Annotated in this window: 20 protein-coding genes; 8 read left to right on the top strand and 12 right to left on the bottom strand. The window is 75.7% G+C overall.

The window, feature by feature from the left end:
* Positions 1–68: 68 nt before the first annotated feature.
* The 3 genes from ATJ88_RS11795 to ATJ88_RS11805 are packed head-to-tail and all read right to left on the bottom strand — an operon-like array spanning position 69 to position 4,052.
* A complete protein-coding gene (locus ATJ88_RS11795) occupies positions 69–767 on the bottom strand; it encodes a metal-dependent transcriptional regulator (protein WP_245852378.1) in 699 nt (232 codons plus the stop codon).
* Positions 768–801: 34 nt separating this feature from the next.
* Positions 802–2,481 carry a metallophosphoesterase family protein gene (locus ATJ88_RS11800; protein WP_098463989.1) on the bottom strand — a complete coding sequence of 560 codons (1,680 nt, stop codon included), beginning with the start codon at positions 2,479–2,481 and terminating at the stop codon, positions 802–804.
* Positions 2,482–2,528: 47 nt separating this feature from the next.
* Positions 2,529–4,052 (bottom strand): MFS transporter, encoded by a 1,524-nt coding sequence (locus ATJ88_RS11805; protein WP_245852380.1) that lies wholly within the window; start codon positions 4,050–4,052, stop codon positions 2,529–2,531.
* 104 nt (positions 4,053–4,156) lie between these two features.
* Here ATJ88_RS11805 and ATJ88_RS11810 point away from each other — a divergent pair, with 104 nt between their 5' ends.
* Positions 4,157–4,687 (top strand): TetR/AcrR family transcriptional regulator, encoded by a 531-nt coding sequence (locus tag ATJ88_RS11810; protein ID WP_098463990.1) that lies wholly within the window; start codon positions 4,157–4,159, stop codon positions 4,685–4,687.
* Between the two features lie 2 nt (positions 4,688–4,689).
* A complete protein-coding gene (locus tag ATJ88_RS18360) occupies positions 4,690–5,214 on the top strand; it encodes an SRPBCC family protein (protein WP_098463991.1) in 525 nt (174 codons plus the stop codon).
* Between the two features lie 164 nt (positions 5,215–5,378).
* On the opposite strand, the gene ku is transcribed toward ATJ88_RS18360, so the two are convergent.
* The 3 genes from ku to ATJ88_RS11830 all read right to left on the bottom strand — a co-directional run bounded on the left by ku (position 5,379) and on the right by ATJ88_RS11830 (position 7,483).
* On the bottom strand, positions 5,379–6,212 hold the full coding sequence (gene ku, locus ATJ88_RS11820; protein ID WP_098463992.1) for a non-homologous end joining protein Ku: 834 nt from the start codon (positions 6,210–6,212) through the stop codon (positions 5,379–5,381).
* Between the two features lie 82 nt (positions 6,213–6,294).
* Positions 6,295–6,516, bottom strand: coding sequence for an SCO4848 family membrane protein (locus ATJ88_RS11825; protein WP_098463993.1), 222 nt, complete (start codon positions 6,514–6,516; stop codon positions 6,295–6,297).
* A gap of 88 nt (positions 6,517–6,604) precedes the next feature.
* The gene (locus ATJ88_RS11830; RefSeq protein WP_098463994.1) at positions 6,605–7,483 is read right to left on the bottom strand and encodes an SGNH/GDSL hydrolase family protein; all 879 of its coding nucleotides are present in this window, start codon (positions 7,481–7,483) and stop codon (positions 6,605–6,607) included.
* Positions 7,484–7,652: 169 nt separating this feature from the next.
* Here ATJ88_RS11830 and ATJ88_RS11835 point away from each other — a divergent pair, with 169 nt between their 5' ends.
* Entirely contained in the window at positions 7,653–10,268 is a 2,616-nt protein-coding gene (locus ATJ88_RS11835; protein WP_245852382.1) for an ATP-dependent DNA ligase, read from the top strand.
* Positions 10,269–10,329: 61 nt separating this feature from the next.
* On the opposite strand, the gene ATJ88_RS11840 is transcribed toward ATJ88_RS11835, so the two are convergent.
* Positions 10,330–10,974: a GntR family transcriptional regulator gene (locus ATJ88_RS11840; RefSeq protein ID WP_098463996.1), complete on the bottom strand. Its 645-nt coding sequence runs from the start codon at positions 10,972–10,974 to the stop codon at positions 10,330–10,332.
* Positions 10,975–11,118: 144 nt separating this feature from the next.
* Between ATJ88_RS11840 and ATJ88_RS11845 the strand changes: the two genes are divergently transcribed.
* Positions 11,119–12,369 carry an amidohydrolase family protein gene (locus tag ATJ88_RS11845; RefSeq protein WP_098463997.1) on the top strand — a complete coding sequence of 417 codons (1,251 nt, stop codon included), beginning with the start codon at positions 11,119–11,121 and terminating at the stop codon, positions 12,367–12,369.
* A gap of 22 nt (positions 12,370–12,391) precedes the next feature.
* Here ATJ88_RS11845 and ATJ88_RS11850 read toward each other — a convergent pair whose 3' ends face one another.
* Together ATJ88_RS11850 and ATJ88_RS11855 are read right to left on the bottom strand one after the other, a co-directional pair.
* Positions 12,392–13,093: a class F sortase gene (locus ATJ88_RS11850; protein WP_098463998.1), complete on the bottom strand. Its 702-nt coding sequence runs from the start codon at positions 13,091–13,093 to the stop codon at positions 12,392–12,394.
* A complete protein-coding gene (locus tag ATJ88_RS11855; RefSeq protein ID WP_211287509.1) occupies positions 13,093–13,881 on the bottom strand; it encodes a CHRD domain-containing protein in 789 nt (262 codons plus the stop codon). The genes ATJ88_RS11850 and ATJ88_RS11855 overlap by 1 nt, the downstream gene beginning before the upstream one ends.
* Before the next feature lie 129 nt (positions 13,882–14,010).
* On the opposite strand from ATJ88_RS11855, the gene ATJ88_RS11860 reads away from it, so the two are divergent.
* Complete coding sequence (locus ATJ88_RS11860; RefSeq protein WP_098463999.1) at positions 14,011–14,934, top strand: NADP-dependent oxidoreductase; 924 nt, start codon at positions 14,011–14,013, stop codon at positions 14,932–14,934.
* A 54-nt stretch (positions 14,935–14,988) separates the two neighbouring features.
* Here ATJ88_RS11860 and ATJ88_RS11865 read toward each other — a convergent pair whose 3' ends face one another.
* Entirely contained in the window at positions 14,989–15,828 is an 840-nt protein-coding gene (locus ATJ88_RS11865; RefSeq protein ID WP_098464000.1) for a siderophore-interacting protein, read from the bottom strand.
* Between the two features lie 87 nt (positions 15,829–15,915).
* Here ATJ88_RS11865 and ATJ88_RS18100 point away from each other — a divergent pair, with 87 nt between their 5' ends.
* The gene (locus tag ATJ88_RS18100; protein ID WP_141538664.1) at positions 15,916–16,743 is read left to right on the top strand and encodes a DUF2599 domain-containing protein; all 828 of its coding nucleotides are present in this window, start codon (positions 15,916–15,918) and stop codon (positions 16,741–16,743) included.
* Positions 16,744–16,779: 36 nt separating this feature from the next.
* Here ATJ88_RS18100 and ATJ88_RS11875 read toward each other — a convergent pair whose 3' ends face one another.
* Together ATJ88_RS11875 and ATJ88_RS11880 are read right to left on the bottom strand one after the other, a co-directional pair.
* Positions 16,780–17,772 (bottom strand): NAD-dependent epimerase/dehydratase family protein, encoded by a 993-nt coding sequence (locus ATJ88_RS11875; protein ID WP_098465313.1) that lies wholly within the window; start codon positions 17,770–17,772, stop codon positions 16,780–16,782.
* 93 nt (positions 17,773–17,865) lie between these two features.
* The gene (locus tag ATJ88_RS11880) at positions 17,866–18,555 is read right to left on the bottom strand and encodes a hypothetical protein (protein ID WP_098464001.1); all 690 of its coding nucleotides are present in this window, start codon (positions 18,553–18,555) and stop codon (positions 17,866–17,868) included.
* 205 nt (positions 18,556–18,760) lie between these two features.
* On the opposite strand from ATJ88_RS11880, the gene ATJ88_RS11885 reads away from it, so the two are divergent.
* Complete coding sequence (locus tag ATJ88_RS11885; RefSeq protein WP_245852644.1) at positions 18,761–19,411, top strand: pyridoxine/pyridoxamine 5'-phosphate oxidase; 651 nt, start codon at positions 18,761–18,763, stop codon at positions 19,409–19,411.
* A gap of 88 nt (positions 19,412–19,499) precedes the next feature.
* Positions 19,500–21,071, top strand: coding sequence for a malate dehydrogenase (quinone) (gene mqo, locus ATJ88_RS11890; protein WP_098464003.1), 1,572 nt, complete (start codon positions 19,500–19,502; stop codon positions 21,069–21,071).
* Positions 21,072–21,089: the final 18 nt, after the last annotated feature.

Raw genomic sequence — 21,089 nt, forward strand, 5'->3', positions numbered from 1 at the left:
GGTCCTCTCGAAACGATTCGACGGCGCCACGCGGATATCGCGTGCACGCCGTCGGGGATGCGGACAGCCTACGCGCGGACCACCCGGACGCGCGAGGCCGCGAGGTGGCCGAGGTCCACGGCGACGGGACCGTCCGGCCCCTGCCAGGTGAGCGACATCGTGCCCGCGTAGTCGCGGCGCTGGACCACGGTCACCTCGACGTCGAGGTCGAGGCCGAGGCCCGCGAGGTAGCGCAGCGCCTCCGGGTCGGCGTCGGAGATGCGGGCGACGACGCCGCTCGCGCCCTCGGGGAGCTCCTCGAGGGGGACGGCGTCGGGGCGGCGCACCTCGCCGTCGGCGGTGGGGATCGGGTCGCCGTGCGGGTCGCGGTCCGGGTGGCCGAGGCGGGCCGCGATGCGTTCGACCAGGCGCTCCGAGACGGCGTGCTCCAGGACCTCGGCCTCGTCGTGCACCTCGTCCCAGCCGTAGCCGAGCTCGCGCACGAGCCACGTCTCGATGAGGCGGTGGCGCCGCACCATCGCCAGGGCGTGGCGACGGCCGGTGTCGGTGAGCCAGACCCCGGCGTACGGCTCGTGACCGAGCAGACCCTGCGCGGTGAGACGGCGCACCGTCTCGGACACGGTGGAGGGCCCGACGCCCAGGCGGTCGGCCAGCATCCCGGTGGTGACCTTCTGCTCGCCCCACTCCTGCGCCGACCACACGGCCTTGAGGTAGTCCTGCGCGACGGGCGTCAGGTCGGCGGGTCCGGGAGGCGCGCTGTCGGTCACGGACAGAGCCTACGTGCCGGTCGCGGCGGTCACCCTACGGTTCCGCCGTGGCGTCGTCCCCCGCCGCGGGGGCCGAGGCCGGGCTCGACGCCGACGGCGAGGCCGGGGCCGACGTCGGGGACGTCGGGCCGTCCGACGAGCCGGCGTCGGCGACCTCGAGCTCCCCGACCGGCGGCACGGGCACAGGGATCGGCTCGCGGTCCAGGACGGTCGCCGCGCCCGCGGGGGTGATCTCCACGACCTGGAGGTCGAGCATGGTGCGCGTGGTCGGGTCGAACCGCAGCAGGGTCATCTCGGCGGTCCCGCGCAGCGGCCCGACGGTCGCCTGCCCGGAGGCCGCACCCGCGGTGCTGGCGTTGACGTAGCGCATCCCCTGCCCGATCTGCGTCGGCCCCGAGCGCGCGTGCGTGTGGCCGGACACCTGGAAGGGCACGCACCCGGACTCCAGCGCGCGGTTGCCCACGGGCGGGGTGTGGATCAGCAGCAGGTCGACGTCGCCGTCGTCGCACGCGGCCTCGGCCAGGTCGCCCGCCTGCTCCGTCGGGGTCCGCTCGCGGGCGACCGACGTGCCGACCCCCACGCGCGTCTCCAGGACGTCGCGGTCACCGAGGATGCGCACCCCGCCCACCTCGACGACGTCGCCGTCGAGGATGACCTGCCCGCGGGCGGCCTCCTGGTCGGACGTCAGCTGCGAGTCGTGGTTGCCGTCCGCGACGACCATCGGCACCCCGTCGGGCACCGCGTCGGCGAAGGCGTCGACGCAGACCTTCTCCACGGCGGTGCCGTTCATGGTCGTGTCGCCCGCGTTGAGCATCACGTCGACGCCGGCGCGCGTCGCGACCTCCTGGATCGGCCCGGCCATGCCGGTGTTGCAGTGCAGGTCGGACACCACGAGCATCGTCACGACGTCCTCGTCGTCAGGTGCGTCCGTGCCCGTGGCGACCCGGACGGCGTGCCGCACCTCCCAGGCCCGCCAGGCCGCGGCGACGTCGTCGCGCGCGGCGGCGTAGAACGCCTCGTTCTGGTCGTACAGGGCCAGGAGCTGCCCGCCGTAGGTGTCGATGACGCCGGCGAGGCGGCCGGTGATGGTGGCGCCCTCGAGCGCGGTGCCGTCGAACACGGACGAGGCGGGTCGACCGCGCGTCGGCTGCTCGACGTCGGACGCGACGAGCGTCGCCCCGACGAGGGAGACCACGACGAACCCGGCGGTGAGTTGCCACGTGCGCGGCGCGAGGGTGCGGGTGAGCTCGCCGCGGCGCGCCGGCCCGAGCAGCAGCGCCACCCCCCAGCCGACCAGTCCGACGGCGGCGAGCGCGAGCCCGGCCCGCCGCGCCGCGTCGAGGACGAGGGCGTGCGCGACGGCGTCGAACGTCGTCGACGGGCTCGCGTAGAACTGCAGGTAGCCGTCGAGGTCGCCGGCGAGCCGGTCGAGCGTCGTGGTGTCCTCGACGGCCGTGAGGTCGGCGGGGATCTCCTTGACGGTGACGTCCACGCCGAGCCCGACCGGCAGCGGCGAGTCGATCTCGAGGGTGCCGAGCGGGCCGAGGTCGACCACGACGAGGCCGTCGGTGTCGACCTCGTACAGCGCCTCGTGGGGTCCGAGGCCGAGCGTCGCCGAGGCCGTGGTCACGCCGTAGAGCAGGCACGCGACCAGCGCGGCCACGGCGGCGAGCGTCCAGCGCAGCCAGCGGGGAGGTGTGCGTCGTTCCGTCATCGTGGTCCACCTTCACCGAGATGCCCGGAACGCGCCAACCCGGCCGGTCAGACCTCGGTCTCGCGGAAGGTCCGCAGCGCGACGACGGCGGCGACCAGGGCGAGGACGACGCCGATGCCCGCGGTGACGCCCACGCCCGCGGCGAACGCGTCACGGGCGGACGTCAGCAGCGCGTCGGCGGTGTCGGCGGGCAGGCCGGAGGCGACCTGGACGGCTCCGCCGAGGGTCTCGGCCGCGTTGGCGGCGTCGGCCGCGCCCACGCCGTCGGGCACGACGACCCCGCGGTGGTAGGCCGCGGTGAGGATCGACCCGAGGACGGCGGTGCCGAGGACGGCACCCAGCTCGTAGGCGGTCTCGGAGATCGCGGACGCCGCGCCGGCCTTCTCGGCGCGCACGGACGACACGATGAGGTCGTTGCTGATGGTCTCGGCCGCGCCGATGCCGACGGACAGCACGACGAACGCGACGACGAGCGGCGCGAGCTGCCCGGAGCCGCCCCAGAGCGTGACGATGCCGTAGCCGGTGGCGGACAGCAGCAGCGCGACGGCGACGACCCGTGACGGCGGGGCGTGCCGGACGACCCGGACGACGCCGAGGCCGGCGAGCACCATGCCGATCGTGCCCGGCAGGAGCGCGAGACCCGCCTCCACGGGGCTGAGTCCGTGCACGAGCTGGAGGTCCTGGGACACGAAGAACAGGAACCCGACGAGCGAGAAGACGCTGAGCAGGTTGACGACGACGCCGCCGGAGAACGCGGGGACGCGGAACAGCCGCACGTCCAGCATGGGGACGGGTCGGGCGAGCTGGCGGCGCACGAACGCGACGCCGGATCCGAGGCCGATCGCGGCGGCGACGGCCGCGGCGGGAGACGGGCCGTGCGCGACCTCCTTGATGGCCCACACCAGCGGCGTCATGGTGGTCATGGCGAGCGCGACGGAGACGAGGTCGAGCGGCCCCGGCGCGGGGTCCTTGGACTCGGGCAGCGTGAGCGGCGCGAGCACGAGGAACACGACGAGGACGGGCACGGCGAGCAGGAAGACGGAGCCCCACCAGAAGTGCTGGAGCAGGGTGCCGCCGACGATGGGGCCGAGCGCGGAGCCGGCCGCGAAACCGGTGGCCCAGATGGCGATGGCGAGACGGCGCTCGACGCGGTCGGTGAACACGTTGCGCAGCAGCGACAGGGTGGACGGCATGAGCATGGCGCCGAAGAACCCGAGCAGGGCGCGGGACGCGACGAGCGCCCCGGCGGTGGGCGCGAACGCGGCCAGCGCGGAGACGGCGGCGAACCCGACCGACCCGACCAGGAGCAGGCGGCGGCGACCGACGCGGTCGGCGAGCGAGCCCATGGGCACCAGCAGCCCGGCGAGGACGAGCGGGTAGACGTCCACGATCCAGAGCAGCTGGGTGCCGGTGGGCTCCAGCGAGGCGGAGATCTGGGGCAGGGCGAAGCTGAGGACGGTGTTGTCCACGGACACGAGCAGCACGGGCAGCATGAGGACGGCGAGCGCGGTCCAGCGGCGGGCGCCGAGGGTGGCGGCGGGCTGCGTCGGAGTCGTCACCTGGGTGGTCACGACGGTTCCTTCCACGACGACGGACGGCCAGGGCGACGCGTCGCGCCGAACTTCTGTACCGTCCAGCCGGTACAGTATCACTGGACGACGATAAGGTGCCACCTATGCCTCCCGCCCCCGCGGCCCGCGCCAAGGTCCTCCAGGCCTTCGCCGACCTCCTCGTCGACTCCGGCGAGCGCTCCGCCACCCTCGACGCCGTCGCCGAGCGGGCCGGCGTCTCCAAGGGCGGCCTGCTCTACCACTTCCCCTCCAAGGACGCGCTCGTCGAGGGCGTCGTCGACCACCTGCGCGACCTCATCACCGCCGACGTCGCGAGGATGCGCGCCGCCGAGGAGGGTCCCGTCGCCTACCTGCTGCGGACGTCGTCCGACGTCGGCAGCGCGTTCGACCGCACCTACCTCGCCGTCACCCAGCTCGCCCAGGGCCCCTACCCGTGGGCCCGCGCCACCCTCGACCACGCGCAGGAGGCCTGGACCGAGGCCGTCACCACCGAGGTGCACGACGCCGCCGTCGCCCGCGCCATCGTGCTCCTGTCCGACGGCATCTACTACCGCGCCTCCACCGGCATCGCCGCCCCGCCGCTGGCCGAGCTCCTCGCCCTCGTCGGCCGGCTCCGCTCCCCCGCCACCGCCTGACCGTGACCACCACGACACCGGAGCCGTTCCGCCTGGTGTCCACGTGGCTCCTGCGCGCCCCCGCGCCCGTCGTGTGGCGCCTCCTCGCCGACCCGGGGTTCACCTGGCCCGGCTGGTGGCCGCTGCTGCGCACCGTGGACACCCACCCCCGCACCGACGCCGACGGGCGGGCCGCCCCCGGCGCGAGCGTGACCCTGCGCGTGCGCAGCCCCGCCGGCCGCGCCCTGCAGGTCCGCCTCGCCCTCGACGCCGTCACCCCGCCCGGTGACGTGGACGGCGTCGGGCACGCCCGGTTCACCGCCGACGGCGACCTCGCCGGCACCGCGCTCGTCGTCGTTCGCCCCGTGCCGGGCGGCTGCGTCGTCGCCCTGCGCTGGGACGTCACGCCCGCCGCCGACCACCCCGGCCTGGCCGCCCACCGCCACCTGTCGACGCTCGCGCACGCCGCCGTCATGCGCGCGGGCGAGGCCGGGCTGCGACGGCACCTGCGCCGAACGACCGCACCGACCGGCCGCCACCAGCGCTGAGTCGCGTGGATCTGCGCTGAGTCGCGTGGATCTGCGCTGAGTCGCGGAAGATTGCGCCGAGTCGCGAGTCAGCGCGGTTTCGCGCGAGTCAGCGTTGGGCGGCGCGAGTCAGCGCGGTTTCGCGGGAGTCAGCGCTGGCCGGCGCGAGTCAGCGCTGGTCGCCGTCAGCCCGTCTTCTTGCGCTTCTGGCCCGACCCGGACGACGTCTTCGCGGCCTTCTTCTGGGAGTCCACGGAGCGGCGCAGCGCCTCCATGAGGTCGACGACCTCCGCGCCCTCGCCCTCGGGCTGCTCGCCGAAGGTCTCGGCGGGGTCCATGGTGTCGCCCTGCTCGATCTTGGCGTCGATGAGCTGGCGGAGCTGGGCCTGGTAGTCGTCGGTGTAGTCGCCGGGCTCGAAGTCCGCCTCGTAGCTGGACACGAGCTGGGCGGACATCGCGAGCTCCTTGTCGGACACGGTCGTGGAGCCGTCGAGGGCGGGGAAGGCGGCCTCGCGGATCTCGTCGGCCCACAGCAAGGTCTGGAGGGTGAGCACCTCGTCGCGCACGCGCAGCGCGGCCAGGCGGGTGCGCTGGCGCAGCGCGAACTTCACGATGGCGGTGCGGTCGGTCTCCTCCAGGGTGCGGCGCAGCAAGACGTACGCCTTGGGGCTCTTGGAGTCGGGTTCGAGGTAATAGGTGCGGTCGAACAGGATGGGGTCGACCTGGTCGGTCGGCACGAACTCGACGACCTCGATCTCGCGGTTGGCCTCGGCGGGCAGCGCGGCGAAGTCGGACTTCGTGAGGACGACGGCCTGCTCGCCGTCGTCGTACGACTTGTCGATGTGCTCGAACGGCACGGTCTCGCCGCACACCTCGCAGACGCGCCGGTAGCGGATGCGTCCGCCGTCGGCGTCGTGCACCTGGTGCAGGGGGACGTCGTGGTCCTCCGTCGCGCTGTACACCTTGACCGGGACGTTGACGAGGCCGAACGTCACGGCGCCCTTCCAGATCGCCCTCATGACCCCATGGTCACGCGACGGACGGCGGGGCGCGAGCGGTCGGGGCGGCGGGCGGCGGTGCGGTGCGCGCCCGAGGGCGCCGTCAGCCGAGCAGCCCGAGGACGCCGACGACGCCCACGAGGACGGCCAGCACCACCGAGACGCCGACGAGCACGGCGTGCACGGTGTAGAAGCGGGTGGGGCGACCGGCGGCGTCGCGGGCACGCGGGTCGGTGGTCACGCGGCGCCAGAACCGGGGCCACACCACCAGGTTCCACACGGCGGCGACGAGCAGGACGACGGACCAGACGACGGGGATCTCCACCCGGCGAGTATCCCCCGTCTCCCCCACCTGCCGTCCCGGCCGCCGCCCGGACTCTGCGGTCGGGCGGCGGCCGTGGTGCGTCGTCGCGTCAGGAGCCGAGGGCGTCCAGCACGGCGTCGGCCATCGCGGCCTCGCCGCGCGCGTTCGGGTGCACCGGCACGGTGTTGGTGCCCCACAGCAGCGGCTCCACCCAGCGGGTCGTCGACGACGCGCACGCGTCGTGCCCCTCGCTGCGCTGCGCGAGGTCGACGAACGTCGCGCCGGTGTCGGCGGCCGCCTGCTCGACGACGCCGTTGAGCGTGGCCTGCAGGTCCCGCAGGTAGGGGACGTCGCCGCGTGCGATCGGCAGCTTCGCGAAGCAGCCCTTCGTGGGCGGCAGGATCCACGGGTACCCGAGCACGAGGACCTGCGCCTGCGGGGCCCGGGCCCGGACGTCGGCGAGCGCCTGGCGCACGGCGGGGTAGGTGGTCTGCTCGACGGTGTCGGTGAAGCGGTCGCCGTAGCGACGCTCGCACGGGTTGCCGTACCCGAGCGTGGCGGCGCCGGCGGCGGCGCACGCAAGGATCGCGGTGATGAACGTGCTGGAGTCGTTGCCGCCGATGGTGAGGGTGACGAGGTCGGTGTCGGCGGTGAGGGCGTCGAGCTGGGCGGGCACGCGCCAGTACTGGGCGCTGTAGAGGTCGGCGGTCTCGGCTCCGCCGCAGGTGACGTCGGTGAGGTCGGCGTCGAGCGCGGCGGCGGCGACGTGCGGGAAGTTGCGGATGCTGCGCTGGCAGATCGGGCGGGCGTCGGGGTCGAGCGGCAGGACGCCGGACCCGGCGGAGTACGAGTCGCCGAGGGCGACGTAGTCGAGCGGGCCGTCGTCGGCGCCGGCGGGCGGGGCGAGGACGCCGGCGGCGAGGGCCGCGACCAGGGCGGTGAGCGCTGCCGTGAGGCCGTGGCGGGTCCTGCGGGGGGCTGCGTGCATGAGACAACTCCTTCGTCGTTCGTGCCGAGCGGGGCGCGCGTCGTCGAGCGCCTGCGACCGAGCGTGCGGCCACCGGCGCCCGCACACAACCCGGGACGCGGCGTCGCGGGTACCGGGCCGGGCGGCGCCCGGACCTGCGGCGCGCCGCCGCCCGGGCCACGATGTCCCCGTGAGCCCGCCCACCCAGCGCGTGACCGTCGCGGGGCGCACCCTGTCCCTGTCCAACCTGGACAAGGTGCTCTACCCCGCGACCGGCACCACCAAGGCGGAGGTGCTGCACTACCTCACCCGCGTCGCGCCCGCGCTGGTCGCGCACGCCGCGCACCGTCCCGCGACCCGCAAGCGCTGGCCCGACGGCACGGGCGGGCAGGCGTTCTTCCAGAAGAACCTCGACGCGTCGACACCGACGTGGGTGCCGCGCCGCACCATCCGGCACTCGTCGTCGTCGAACGACTACGTCCTCGTCGACGACCTCGCCACGCTCACCTGGCTCGGCCAGACCGCGACCCTGGAGATCCACGTCCCGCAGTGGCAGTTCGGTCGCACGGGCGTCCCGCTGCCGCCCGACCGCCTCGTGCTCGACCTCGACCCGGGGCCCGGGGTCGGTCTGCCGGAGTGCGCGCAGGTCGCCCGGTGGGCGCGCGACATCCTCACCGGCATGGGCCTGGACCCGCTGCCCGTCACCAGCGGGTCCAAGGGCATCCACCTGTACGCGGCGCTCACCGGGCACGGCACCCTCACCAGCGACGCCGTGTCGGCGGTCGCCCGCGAGCTCGCCCGGCACCTCGCCGGCGAGCATCCCGACCTCGTCGTCGCCGACATGAAGAAGTCCGTGCGTCCCGGCCGGGTGTTCATCGACTGGTCCCAGAACAACGGCGCGAAGACCACCATCACCCCCTACTCGCTGCGGGGCCGCGAGCACCCGACCGTCGCGGCTCCGCGCACGTGGGGCGAGCTCGACGACCCCGGGCTGCGTCACCTCACCGCCGACGAGGTCGCCGACCGGTACGAGGCCGACGGGGACCTCCTCGCCCCGCTGCTCGCCGGGCACCTCTCCCAGCTCGAACCCACCCCGGAACGCCTCGCCACGTTCGCCCGGCTCGGCACCTACCGCGCCAGGCGCGACCCGGACCGCACCCCCGAACCGTTCGACGACGGCACCGCGCCGGCGGTCACGGCCGACGCGCCCACGTTCGTCGTGCAGGAGCACCACGCCCGCCGCCTGCACTGGGACTTCCGGCTCGAGCACGACGGCGTCCTGGTGAGCTGGGCACTGCCCCGCGGCGAGCCCACCGACCCCGGCCGCAACCACCTGGCGGTGCAGACCGAGGACCACCCGCTCGCCTACGGCGGCTTCGAGGGGTCGATCCCGGCGGGCGAGTACGGCGCCGGCGAGGTGACCATCTGGGACGCCGGCACGTACGAGCTGGAGAAGTGGCGCGACGACGAGGTCATCGTCACGCTGCACAGCGAGCGCCGCGGACCACGCCGCCTCGCGCTCGTCCGCACCGGCGGGCGGGGCGGCGACGACGAGAACTCCTGGCTGATCCACCGCACCAAGGACCAGCCGCGCGACGCCCGCCCTGCGGTGCCCGACGACGGCGGCGCACCGCACGACGTCGCCCCCGCCACCGGCGGTCCGGTCCCGCCGCGACCCGACGGCTCCGCGGCACCCGACGGCGCGGCCACCGCCCCGACCGCGGACGCCGCGGCGCTCCCGGCGCCGCCCGGCCCCGCACCCCGCCCCATGCTCGCCACGGCCGCCTCCCCCGGCGAGCTCGCACGCCTCGACGCCACCGACTGGGCGTTCGAGGTCAAGTGGGACGGGTTCCGCACGATCGCCGAGGTCCTGCCGCCCGACCCCGACGACACGGCCGACGCCCCCGGCCCCCGCGTGCGGCTCACGTCCCGCTCCGGGCGCGACCTCACGGCCACGTTCCCCGAGCTGCAGGCGCTCGCGGACCGCGTCCCCGCGGACGAGCTGCCCGTGGCGCTCGACGGGGAGGTCGTGGCGCTCGACACCGCGGGCCGCCCCAGCTTCCGCCGTCTCCAGCAGCGCGCGAACCTCGTCAGGCCCCGCGAGGTGGAGCGGGCCCGCCGGGCGGTGGGGGTGGACCTGGTGCTGTTCGACGTCCTGCGCGTCGCGGGGATCGACGTCACCGACCACCCGTACGACGAGCGCCGCGCGATCCTGCGCCGGGTGGTCGCGCCGCGCCGTCCGGTGCACGTGCCCGACGCCCTGACGGGCACCGTGGCCGAGGCGTCCGCCGAGTCCCGCCGCCTCGGGCTGGAGGGGCTGGTGGCCAAGCGGCGCCGCGCGCCGTACGCGAGCGGCCACCGGTCGCGCGACTGGTTGAAGGTCAAGCACGTGGGCGCCCAGGAGTGCGTCGTGGTGGGCTGGCGGCCGCTGCGCGCCGGGACGCCGACGCAGGACCCGCGCTCCGTCGGCGGCCTGCTGCTCGCCGTGCCCGACGGCGACCGCCTGCGGTACGTGGGACGCGTCGGCACAGGGATGTCGGACCGGGAGCGTCGTGAGCTCGCCGCGCGGCTCGCGGACGCCGAGGTCGCCCGCGCCCCGGTCGACGACGTCCCCCGGCCGGACGCCGTCGGCGCCCGATGGGTGGAGCCGACCACCGTCGTCGAGGTGGTGCACGCCGGCTGGACGGGCGACGAGCCCGGGGAGGGGAGCCTGCGCCACACCGTGTGGCGGGGGCTGCGGCCCGACAAGGACCCGGCGTCGGTGGTGATCGAGGCGACGGACGGGGCGCGTCCGGACGCCGGGTGACCCCGGCCGGGCGTCGGGCCCGGCTGGCGTCGGGCCCGGCTGGCGTCAGGCCCGGCTGGCGTCAGGCCCGACGGGCGTCCAGCTCGGCGCGGCTGGTGCGCAGGTGCTCCAGCGCGATCCTTTCCGCGGTCCGTGCGTCGCGGTCACGCACGGCGGCGAGCAGCTCGCCGTGCTCGCGCGCCATCGCGGCGACGTCGTCGTGCTGGCCGAGGAGCCACCGCACCCGGCTCCCGAGCACGGCGTGCAGCTCGGTGACCACGGGGTTGGCGGCGGCCTCCACGACGCGTTCGTGGAAGTCCGCCCCGGCGCGGCGGGCCGCGGGCACGTCGCCGCGGCGGGCGGCGTCGTCCTCGGCCTGCCACGCGGCGGCCAGGGCGGCGAGCTGCGCGTCGGTGCGCCGCAGGGCGGCCAGCCGGAACTGCAGCGGCTCGGTGGCGCCGCGGACCTCCTGGAGGTGGGCGACGTCCTGGGCGCTGAACGTGCGCACCACGGCCCAGGTGCGCGGCCGCGGGGTGACGAGCCCTTCGGCGACGAGGACGCGCAGGGCGTCGCGGACGGGGATCCGGCTGACCCCGAGGTCGGCGGCGAGGTCGCGCTCGACGAGCCGGCTGCCGGGGGCGCGGACGCCCTCGACGATCTGCTCGCGCACGACGCGGGCGACCCGGGCCGACTCGGGCTCGAACGGCGCAGAGGGTGCCGGCGTCATGCCGACATCCTGCCAGGCCCGCCTGCCGGACCCTGGCGGGCTCCGGTGCAGGCCTCGACCGCGCCCCAAGACCAAATGGAATACCATTCCAGGCGGCCCACGCCCACCCCACGCCCCGCCGTCCGCACCGAGGAAGGACCACGCATGACCACCACCCTCTCGACCCCGCCCGCCCCCACCCCCGAGGTCGAGGTCACCGTCCTGCGCGACGTCCGCCCCTGGGGCGGCGCCCGCTCCGACCTCCACCTCCACGACGGGCACGTCACCGCCGTCGTGCCGCACGACCCGACCGTCCCCGCCGACCCGGTCGCGGTCGCCGCCGGGACCGAGGTCGACGGCCGCGGCCTGCTCGCCCTGCCCGGCCTGGTCAACACCCACGCCCACGTCGACAAGTCGTGGTGGGGCCGTGGGTGGGTCAGCTACGGCGGGGAGGCGACCACGCAGGGCCGCATCGCCCACGAGCGGGCGCACCGCGACGAGCTCGGCATCCCGGGCACCGACGTCACCCTCACCGTGCTGCGCGAGCTCCTGCGGCACGGCACCACCGCCGTGCGCACGCACGTCGACGTCGACCTCGGCGTCGGGCTGCGTGGCATCGAGGTGGTCCGCGAGGCGCTCGCCGCGCTGGGCGGCGCGGTGCACGCCCAGGTCGTCGCGTTCCCGCAGGACGGTGTGCTGCGCCGCCCGGGCGTGCTCGAGCTCCTCGACGCGGCGGCCGCCGCGGGGGCCGACCACGTCGGCGGGCTCGACCCCGCCTCGATCGACCGGGACCCCGTGGGCCAGATCGACGGGCTGTTCGCGATCGCCGAGCGTCACGACGTCGGCATCGACGTGCACCTGCACGACGGGGGCGAGCTGGGGGCGTTCCAGATCGAGCTCCTCGTGGACCGCACGCTGCGCGCCGGGCTGCAGGGACGCGTCAACGTCGCGCACGGGTTCGCCGTCGGGGACCTGCCCGCCACCCGGCAGGCCGACCTCGTGGCCGCGATGGGCGAGGCCGGGCTGACGATGACCACGGTCGCGCCGATCGGCGCCGCTCCCCTGCCGCTGCCCGCGCTGCAACAGGCTGGCGTGGCCGTGGGCCTGGGCACGGACGGCATCCGCGACCTGTGGTCCCCGTACGGCACCGGCGACCTGCTGGCGCAGACCACGCAGCTCGCCCGGCTGTCCCGGTTCCGCCACGACGCCGACCTCGTGGCGGCCGCCCGGCTGGCCACCAGCGACGCCGCCGCGTTCGTGGGACGTGCGGTGCACGACCTCGTGCCGGGTGCGGTGGCCGACGTCGTCCTCGTCGACGCCGAGAACGTCCAGGACGCCGTCGTGCGGGCCCCGCGGCGGGAGCTCGTCGTCGCCGCGGGCCGGGTCGTGGCCCGCGGCGACGAGGTGCTCGTCTAGTCGGACCGCCCGGCCGCGGCCCTCACGCCGCGTGCGCGTACACGACCGTGTTGTCCGTGTAGTGGCCCACCGCCGGGTCCCAGGCGCCGCCGCAGGTGATGAGCCGCAGCTCGGGACCGTCGGTGTTCGCGTACACCTCCCGGGTGGGGAACGCGTCCTTGGCGTACTGCTCGACCCGGTCGACGACGAACGTCACGGTGCTGCCGTCCCGGCGGTCCACGTGGACCTTCTGACCGGGCTCCAGCGCCGAGAGCCGGTAGAACACCGACGGCCCGTTCGGGCTGTCGACGTGGCCCTCCAGCACGGCGGGTCCCACGGCGCCCGGGCGGGGCGACCCGTCGAACCACGCCGCCCGGTCGATGTCGTCACCGGCCGGCACCTCGACGGTGCCGTCGTCGGCGAGGCCCAGGTGGAGCAGCCGGGAGTCGACGTCGATCGCCGGCACCCGGACCCGCGTGGGCAGCGGAGCACGGGCCTCGGGCGACGCCTCCGGTGACGCGTCCGGCGACGACGACGGGGCGGCGTCCGGGCCGGGCACGGCCCGTCCCGTCGGGACCGGTGACGGGGCTGTCGTCGGGCTCGCCGGTGCGGCGGACGCCCCGGCGCCGGCCGCGGGGACCGGCGCCGGGGCGTCCTGCTGCGTGGCGAGCCCGACGGCGACCGCCGTCCCGCCGCCGAGCACCAGCCCGGCGGCGAGGACGACGGCCGCGCGCCGGCCCGGCATCAGGACTCCAGGTCGGCGCGACGACGACGCACGGCCAGGGCGGCGGTCAGGCCGGCGCCGGCGAGCAGCGCGATCCCACCGCCCGCGATCAGGCCGGCGTGCTCGACGCCGGCGGTGCCGCCGGTGCCGGTCTGCACGCCACCGGCGGGCATCTCGTCCATCTGCGAGGCGGTGAGGATGCCGCACAGCGCCGGGTCGGTGGCCTCGGCGGGCAGCGACGGGTCCAGGTCGGACTCGGTGTCGCCGTCGTAGGCGCCGCTGCCGTCGTGGTCGACGCCGTGCACGACGAGCGCGACCTCACCGTCGAGGATGCTGTCGGCCAGGTCCTGCGAGACCTCGATCGAGCCGCGCTGGTAGTCGATGTCACCGCCGTCGGCCGTGTCGAAGCGGTCGACCGCCAGGGCGGAGTCGGGCGACGTGTCGCCCTGCGTGGTGAGCGAGACCTGGACCGACCCGTACGACGGGACGCCCTCGGTCGTGGTGATGGTGCCCGAGCCGTCGGAGTCGTCGGCCTCGGACGGGCACTGGTGCGCGGCGTCCTCGCCGTAGTGCAGGTGGGCGGCGTGCGGGCTGCCGGCCAGCAGGCCGGTCGCCGCGAACTCGACGTTCAGGGTCGTGCCGTCGACCCAGACCATGGCGTCGCCGCCACCGTCGACCCCGTTGAGGGGGACCGGGGCGAGCTCGCCCTGGGCGGTGCCGTCGTCGGCCGAGGCCGGCCCGGCGACGGCCAGCAGGCCGGCGAGCGCGAGTGCAGGGGCGGCGAGCGAGGTACGGGTGCGTGCCTTCATGATCGATCCCTTCGTCCCGGGCCGCGTCGTTCGCGACCCGTCGGAGGTTCGGAGCCCCGGGCAACCTGGATGGGTCGGGCCTGCGGGTCGACGCGGAATGCCGACGCCGGGGTGCCGGTTACCGCCCGTATGCGAGCCATCACCTACAGCCGCTTCGGCGGCGCCGACGTCCTTGAGCTGACCGAGCAGCCGGACCCGCACCCCGGGCCCGACACGGTGGTGGTGCGGGTGCGCGCCGCCTCCGTCAACCCGGTGGACTGGAAGGTCCGCGAGGGCTACCTCGCCGGCCTCATCGACACGCAGTTCCCCGCGGTGCCCGGGTGGGACGTGGCCGGCGTGGTCGAGCAGGTGGGCCTGGACACCCCGGAGTACCAGGTGGGCGACGAGGTGTACGGGTACGTGCGCAAGGACGTCGTGCAGGGCGGGACGTTCGCCGAGCTGGTGGCGGCGCCCGTGCGCACCCTCGCCCGCAAGCCCGCGATGCTGAGCTTCGCCGAGGCCGCGGCGGTGCCGCTGGCGGGGCTGACGGCCTACCAGACGATCGAGCGCTCCGGCGTGACCCAGGGTCAGACGGTCCTGGTGCACGCCGCGGCGGGCGGCGTCGGCGCGTTCGCCGTGCAGCTCGCGCACGCCCGGGGGGCTCGCGTCATCGGCACGGCGTCGGCCGGCAACCACGAGTTCCTGCGCGGTCTCGGCGCCGAGCCGGTCGAGTACGGCGAGGGCCTGGCCGACCGGGTACGGGCGCTCGCGCCGCAGGGCGTGGACGTCGCCCTCGACTACGTCGGCGGGGACGCCGTCGCGGTGAGCGCGGACGTGCTCGCCCCGGGCGGCACGATCACGTCGATCGCCGACCCGGCCGCCCGCTCCGAGCACGACGGCGTCTACGCGTGGGTGCGCCCGTCGACCACGGACCTGGAGGCCCTCGGGGCGCTGTTCGACGAGGGCGTGCTGCGCGTCGAGGTGGCCCGGACGTTCGACCTCGCCGACGCCGCGGACGCGCACCGCGCCAGCGAGGAAGGGCACGTGCGCGGCAAGATCGTCGTCACGGTCTGAGCCGGAGGGCGCCCGCGGCCCGCCCGGGCCCGGGCGCCCCGGACGGCGGGCCGGTCAGCCGGCCGCGCCGCGCCCGTGCCGCCAGTAGCCGACGAAGTCGGCGTGCGTCCTGGGGACCCCGCGGTCGGCCACGAGGTGGCGGCGCACGCCGGTCGCGAGCGAGGACTCGCCCACGGAGAACGCGTAGACGTCGCCGTCGAGCAGGTCCAGCGAGCGCACGACGTTGAGCGCGGCCGTGCCCGGGACGGCCGCCGGGTCCACGCGGTGGCGCTCCACCCACCGCACGTCGACCCCGGCAGGGGCGCGGAAGTCCTGCCGGTCGGCGGCGGTGGGGACCTCGACGACGGCGATGCCGCGGGCGTCGTCGGGCAGCGCCTCGCAGATGCCCGCCACGGCGGGCAGGCCCGACTCGTCGGCGACGAGCAGCGTCCAGTCGTGGGGGTGGCGCGGGTTGAATCCGACACCCTGGTCGAGGATGCCGACGGTGTCGCCGGTGCGGGCGGTGGCCGCGAACGTGGACGCGGGACCGGGCTCGCCGGACCCCTCGTGGCCGTGCGCCCCGTGCAGCACGAAGTCGACGTCGATCTCGCGCAGGTCCGGTCGCGCCTCGCGGACGGTGTAGCTGCGCACCCACGGGCGCCGCGCCCTGGGCGTCGTGAGGTACTGCGCGTACCAGCCGAGCCCGGACGTGCGGGTGGGCAGGCGCATCGCGTCCGCGCCCTCGCGCTGGAGGAACAGCCGGAACCACTGGTCGTACCCGACGGTGGTCAGGCGTTCGAGCCCGTCGCCGCCGAAGGTCACGCGCATCATGTGCTCCGAGACCTGCTTGGTCCGCACGACCTCGGCGAGGAGGACGTGGGGCTCGACCGGCTTGCGTCCGTTGTATCCGCTCACCGGCTTAGGTTAGGGCAACCTCACCTGCGAGCGCCAGGGCGTGTCCACCCACCGGGCACCGCGCCCGTCCTGCCGCAGACTGGAGCGGTGCACCGGCCCGGCCCGTCCCCCCGTCCGCACGCCCGCCTCGTGGCCGGCGCGCTCCTCGCCGTGGCCCTCGTCAGCGCGTGCGACGCGACCCCCTCCGCGGACGACGCCGCCTCGCCGTCGTCCGCACCGACGTCCGCGGCACCGGCCACGTCCGACGCACCCGCCCCGGACGGCACCTCCTCCCCCGCACCCGAGGCCCCGACGGCGAAGCCCGTCGCCGTCCGCGCGGGTGACGTCACCCTGACCCTCACCGCACCCGACGCCACGGCCGACCCGGGCCGGGACGGCACCGCGACCGTCACGGTCGACCCGGGCACAGCCACCGGCACGGGATCGGGCACGGGACCGGCGGGAGCCGCCGCCGCACTGTCCGCAGCCCCCGGCGCGACGTTCACCGTGCACACCGACGGCTCGGCCACCGTCGAGCAGGACGGCGTGGCCGTCGGCGGGCTCACCTCGCCCACGGGTGCGGCGCGGTTCCGGCTCGTCGACCCGGGCGTCCTGGCGATCGACGGCGACGCCCCGACCAGCACCACGCTCGGCACGACCGGCGTGCAGGACGCCGCCTGGGGCGACCGCGAGGGCGGCGACTCCCTGGCCGTCACCCCGACGGACTGGGCGCGGCGGGCCGGGCAGGCCGGCGTGGACGTCGTCTGGGCCGGGCTCGTCGCCGACGACCCCGCCCTCGACACCCCGACCATGCACGACCAGCTCGTGTGCCACGCCCTCGGCGCCCCCGACAAGGCGACGTGGAACCTCGAGCCGTGGCGCCCCGACGTCGGGCTGCTCCAGGTGCTGGCCGCCCGGTGCAACCCGACCGCCTGACCCCGCGCGCCCTGATGCACGGGCGTCGCAGCCGCCTCAGCCGAGGACGGCGTGCAGCACCTCGGCCTCCTCCGCGTCCGTGAGCCCGGTGACGGGCGCGTCCGGGTCGGCGTCCAGCCACGCCAGCACGTCGCGCGCGGTGTCCTCCAGGGGGCGCGGGGTGAGCCCGGCCGCGAGCGCCGGGGCGGCGTCGTGCGCGGGCATGCCGTCGTAGGCGGGGCGCGGCAGCCACAGCGGCACGGAGCGCGGGCCGGACCACGGGCGGACGTCGAGGGCGGTCAGGCGGTCGTGGTCGACCCACCGCCAGCGGGGCGCGACGCCGCAGCCGCGGGCGACGGCGGCGAGGTACGCGGCGATCGGGACGGCGGGGGCGACCGCGTCGAAGGTGCCCGCGACGGAGGTCTCGGCGAGGTCGACGATCCAGGTGGCGAGGTCGCGCACGTCGATGGTCTGCACGAGGTCGTCGGGGGAACCCGGGGCGAGCACGTCGCCGTCGTCCGGGGCACCGGTGAGGCGGCGCAGGCGGGCGGGCCAGGCCGTGAACCGGCCGGACGGGTCCCCGGGCCCCACGACCAGGCCGGGCCGGACGACCACCGCGTCGGGGGCACCGGCGCGCACGATCTCCTCGCAGGCGACCTTCAGGGGACCGTACGCGGCGGGGTCGGCCGAGAGGTCGGCGTCGTCGTGGCGGGCCTCGTGCAGGCGCCCTGCGCCGGGTCCGGCCGGGTCGGCGTCGTCGGCGTAGACGCTGATCGTGGAGACCAGCACCCAGCGGGCGTCGGGCCAGGCCCGCACCGCCCGTCGCACGTGCGACGGCTGGCGGCCGACGTCGACGACGGCGTCGAAGCGTCCGGTCACCAGGTCCGCGGGCAGGGGGTCGTCGCGGTCGGCGACGACGTGCCGCGCGCCGGCGGGCACCGACCCGGACCGGCCGCGCGTGAGGGCGACGACGTCGTGGCCGCGGGCGAGGGCGGTCTCGACGACCGCACGGGACAGGAACACGGACCCACCGAGGACGAGGAGCTGCACGTCACGACCCTCGCCGTCCGGCGGGCGCACGGCAAGCGGATACGCCCAGGGCAGACGCCCGTCGGAGCTGCCGCGCGGCGCGGCCCGCCCCGCTCAGCAGGAGGCCGCGACCCCGGGCTGGTAGGCCAGCGCCCAGCAGAGGGTGGCCACGTCGGTGCTCAGCTCCTGCACCTGCTCCTGGAGGGCGTCGAGGTCGTCGGACGTCGCGGCGTCGGACGCCCCGGCGACGGCACCCTGCAGCGCGGTCACGCTCGCGCGGACGTCGGCGAGACCGTCCCGCACGTCGTGCTGGAGCTGGTCGGTGTCCCCCCGGACGTCGGCGAGCCGCGTCTGGAGGTCCTTGGCGCGCCCCTGTCCGCCGTCGGGCAGGCCGGTCCACTCCTCGACGTCCTGGACCCGGTCGGTCAGGACGTCGACGACGGCGGCGTCCGGCGTCGTGCCGCGCAGGTCGACGAGCTGCTGCTGGGTGATGGCGGCCTGGGCGAGCGCGGCGTCGACCTCGGCGGCGAGCTTGCGGTTGGCGGACCACAGGACGCCGACGCCGACGGACGCCGCGAGGGCGAGCACGAGGGCCGCGGCGAGCAGGACGGGGACGACCCCGCGGACCCGGTGCGGTGCGTGGACGACGGGCACGGGGCCGGTGGGGGCGGGCGGCGGCGGTGGCGGGTCGGCCGGGAACATCGACGTGATCGTCGCGGTGGGCCCTGTGTCGAGGTCGCGGCGTCGCGCGATCCTGCCCGTGCCGCGCGCCGAGGGCGACGACGTGCTCACGTCGGTGTCCATCCCACCTCTTCCGTCCTGGTGCGGACCCATGGTGGTGCTCCCGGTGCCGGAGCACAAGGGGCGAAGCGGGTGGTTCCGTCGCGGGGACGCGGCGCGGCGGTGGTCGCTAGGGTCGGACGGGTCGAGCCCGACGGGTCGCGGCGCGTCCCGCCGTCCGCGCCGGGACCGTCCCCGTCCGACCCCTGGAGGTGCCCCCGTGACCACGATGCGTGAGCGGCTGCGCGGCCTGCCGGTGCTGCCCGCCGGCCTGCCGGGCTGGGACGTGCCGGACCTCGCCGCGCTCCCCCGCACGCCGCACGACCTGTTCGAGGCGTGGTTCGTCGAGGCGGTCGGTGCGGGGGCGTCCGCCCCGCACGCGACGACGCTGTCGACGGTGTCCGTCGCGGGCGGGGCCCGGGCTCGCACGGTGCTGCTCACGGACCTCACGGCGGCGGGCTGGTGGTTCGCGGGGCACGCGACGAGCCCGAAGGGGCGCGAGCTGGCGGCGGAGCCGCGCGCGGCGCTGACGTTCCTGTGGCGCGAGACCGGCCGGCAGGTGCGGGTGGCGGGCGAGGTGTCGTCGCACCCGGACGCCGGGGCCCAGGACTTCCGTGGTCGGCGTCCGCCGTCGCGCGCCGCGGGGCTGGTCGACCACCAGAGCGAGGTGCTCGACTCGCTCGCGGAGCACCGGGCGGCGTGGTCGGCGTCCCTGGAGCGGGTGACCGCGGACCCGGACCTCGTGGCGCCGTCGTGGACGGCGTGGTGCCTCGACGCGTCGGACGTGGAGTTCTGGTCCACGGGTGACGGCACAGGTCAGACGCGGGTGCGCTACCGTCGGACGGCCGCGGCGTGGGAGCCAGAGCTGCTCTGGCCCTGAGTGTGACCCACGTCACCCCAGGTCAGCGCGCTTGTGACGTTGCTCTCATTCTTTGTGACAGTTTTCACCATCGTCTTAGCATGGCCCGGTGAACTCGCGCGCAACGGCACCCCACCAGGCCCCCACGGACGCCGTCGACGTCGTCCTCATCGGCGCCGGCATCATGAGCGCCACCCTCGGCACGCTCATCCAGCAGCTCGAGCCGACGTGGTCCGTCCGCATCCTCGAGCGCCTCGACGACGTCGCGCTCGAGTCGTCCAACCCCTGGAACAACGCGGGCACGGGTCACGCCGCCCTCTGCGAGCTGAACTACACCCCCGAGAAGCCGGACGGCACGATCGACATCTCCAAGGCGGTGTCGATCAACGAGCAGTTCGAGACCTCCCGCGAGCTGTGGCAGCACCTCGTCGCCACCGGCAAGATCGCCGACTCCTCGTTCCTGTCCCGCACCCCGCACATGACGTTCGTGCGCGGCGCCAAGAACGTCGACTACCTGCGTCGCCGGCACGCCACGCTCAGCGCGCACCCCCTGTTCCGCGACCTCGAGTACACGACCGACCGGGCCGAGATCGAGCGCTGGGCGCCGCTGCTCACCACCGACCGCGACCCGGCCGAGCCCGTCGCCGCGACCCGCTCCGCCGCGGGCACCGACGTCGACTTCGGCAACCTCACCCGCCAGCTGATCGACGGGATGATCGGCCACGGCGCCGAGCTCCAGCTCCAGCGCGAGGTCACCTCCCTCAAGCGGGTCAAGGGCGGCGGCTGGAAGCTGCGCGTCAAGGACCGCTCCTGGAACGCCCGCCCCCGCACCTCGACCCTCACGGCCCGCTTCGTGTTCGTCGGCGCCGGCGGCGGCGCGCTGCCCCTGCTGCAGTCCTCCGGCATCCCGGAGATCAAGGGCTTCGGCGGCTTCCCCATCTCCGGCGAGTTCCTGCGCACCGACGACCCCGAGCTCGTCGCGCAGCACCACGCCAAGGTGTACGGCAAGGCCGACGTCGGCGCCCCGCCGATGTCCGTGCCGCACCTCGACACCCGCGTCGTGGACGGCAAGAGCTACCTCATGTTCGGCCCGTACGCCGGGTTCAGCCCCAAGTACCTCAAGAAGGGCAAGTACCTGGGCCTGATCACGTCGCTGCGCGCGAACAACCTCGGCCCGATGATGGGCGCCGGCCTGAAGAACCTCGACCTCACCCAGTACCTCGTGGGCCAGGTCGTCGCCGCGCCCGAGACGAAGTTCCAGGCGCTGCAGCAGTTCGTGCCGACCGCGCACCCCAAGCACTGGGAGCGGATCACCGCCGGCCAGCGCGTCCAGGTGATCAAGCGCGACGCCGACGGCAAGGGCGTCCTCCAGTTCGGCACCGAGATCGTGACGGCCGCCGACGGGTCCATCGCGGGCCTCCTCGGCGCGTCGCCGGGCGCCTCCACGGCCGTCTCCGCGATGGTCGACGTGCTCGAGCGCTGCTTCCCCGAGCAGTTCGCCGCCTGGCGCCCGCGCCTGGCCACGATGATGCCGAGCCTCGACGGCGTGCCTGCCGACGCGCGCGGCATCGAGGCCGCCCCGCAGCCCGCCGCCGAGCTCTCCGTGGCGCAGCTCGCCGCGCAGAACGGTGGCGTCCTGCCGTCGAGCGTCTACGACCAGCAGGCCGACCTGCGCGGCTGACCGCCGCCGGACGGCACG

This window comes from Isoptericola jiangsuensis, assembly GCF_002563715.1.
GTDB lineage: Bacteria > Actinomycetota > Actinomycetes > Actinomycetales > Cellulomonadaceae > Isoptericola > Isoptericola jiangsuensis.

Bases quoted from the DNA above. Each gene is read 5' to 3' on its own strand.
- ATJ88_RS11800 (WP_098463989.1), bottom strand. From the start codon at position 2,481: ATGACGGAACGACGCACACCTCCCCGCTGGCTGCGCTGGACGCTCGCC.
- ATJ88_RS11850 (WP_098463998.1), bottom strand. From the start codon at position 13,093: ATGCCGGGCCGGCGCGCGGCCGTCGTCCTCGCCGCCGGGCTGGTGCTC.
- ATJ88_RS11840 (WP_098463996.1), bottom strand. From the start codon at position 10,974: ATGACGCCGGCACCCTCTGCGCCGTTCGAGCCCGAGTCGGCCCGGGTC.
- ATJ88_RS11810 (WP_098463990.1), top strand. From the start codon at position 4,157: ATGCCTCCCGCCCCCGCGGCCCGCGCCAAGGTCCTCCAGGCCTTCGCC.
- ATJ88_RS11860 (WP_098463999.1), top strand. From the start codon at position 14,011: ATGCGAGCCATCACCTACAGCCGCTTCGGCGGCGCCGACGTCCTTGAG.
- ATJ88_RS11885 (WP_245852644.1), top strand. From the start codon at position 18,761: ATGCGTGAGCGGCTGCGCGGCCTGCCGGTGCTGCCCGCCGGCCTGCCG.
- ATJ88_RS11880 (WP_098464001.1), bottom strand. From the start codon at position 18,555: ATGGACACCGACGTGAGCACGTCGTCGCCCTCGGCGCGCGGCACGGGC.
- ku (WP_098463992.1), bottom strand. From the start codon at position 6,212: ATGAGGGCGATCTGGAAGGGCGCCGTGACGTTCGGCCTCGTCAACGTC.
- ATJ88_RS11855 (WP_211287509.1), bottom strand. From the start codon at position 13,881: ATGAAGGCACGCACCCGTACCTCGCTCGCCGCCCCTGCACTCGCGCTC.
- ATJ88_RS11830 (WP_098463994.1), bottom strand. From the start codon at position 7,483: ATGCACGCAGCCCCCCGCAGGACCCGCCACGGCCTCACGGCAGCGCTC.
- ATJ88_RS11845 (WP_098463997.1), top strand. From the start codon at position 11,119: ATGACCACCACCCTCTCGACCCCGCCCGCCCCCACCCCCGAGGTCGAG.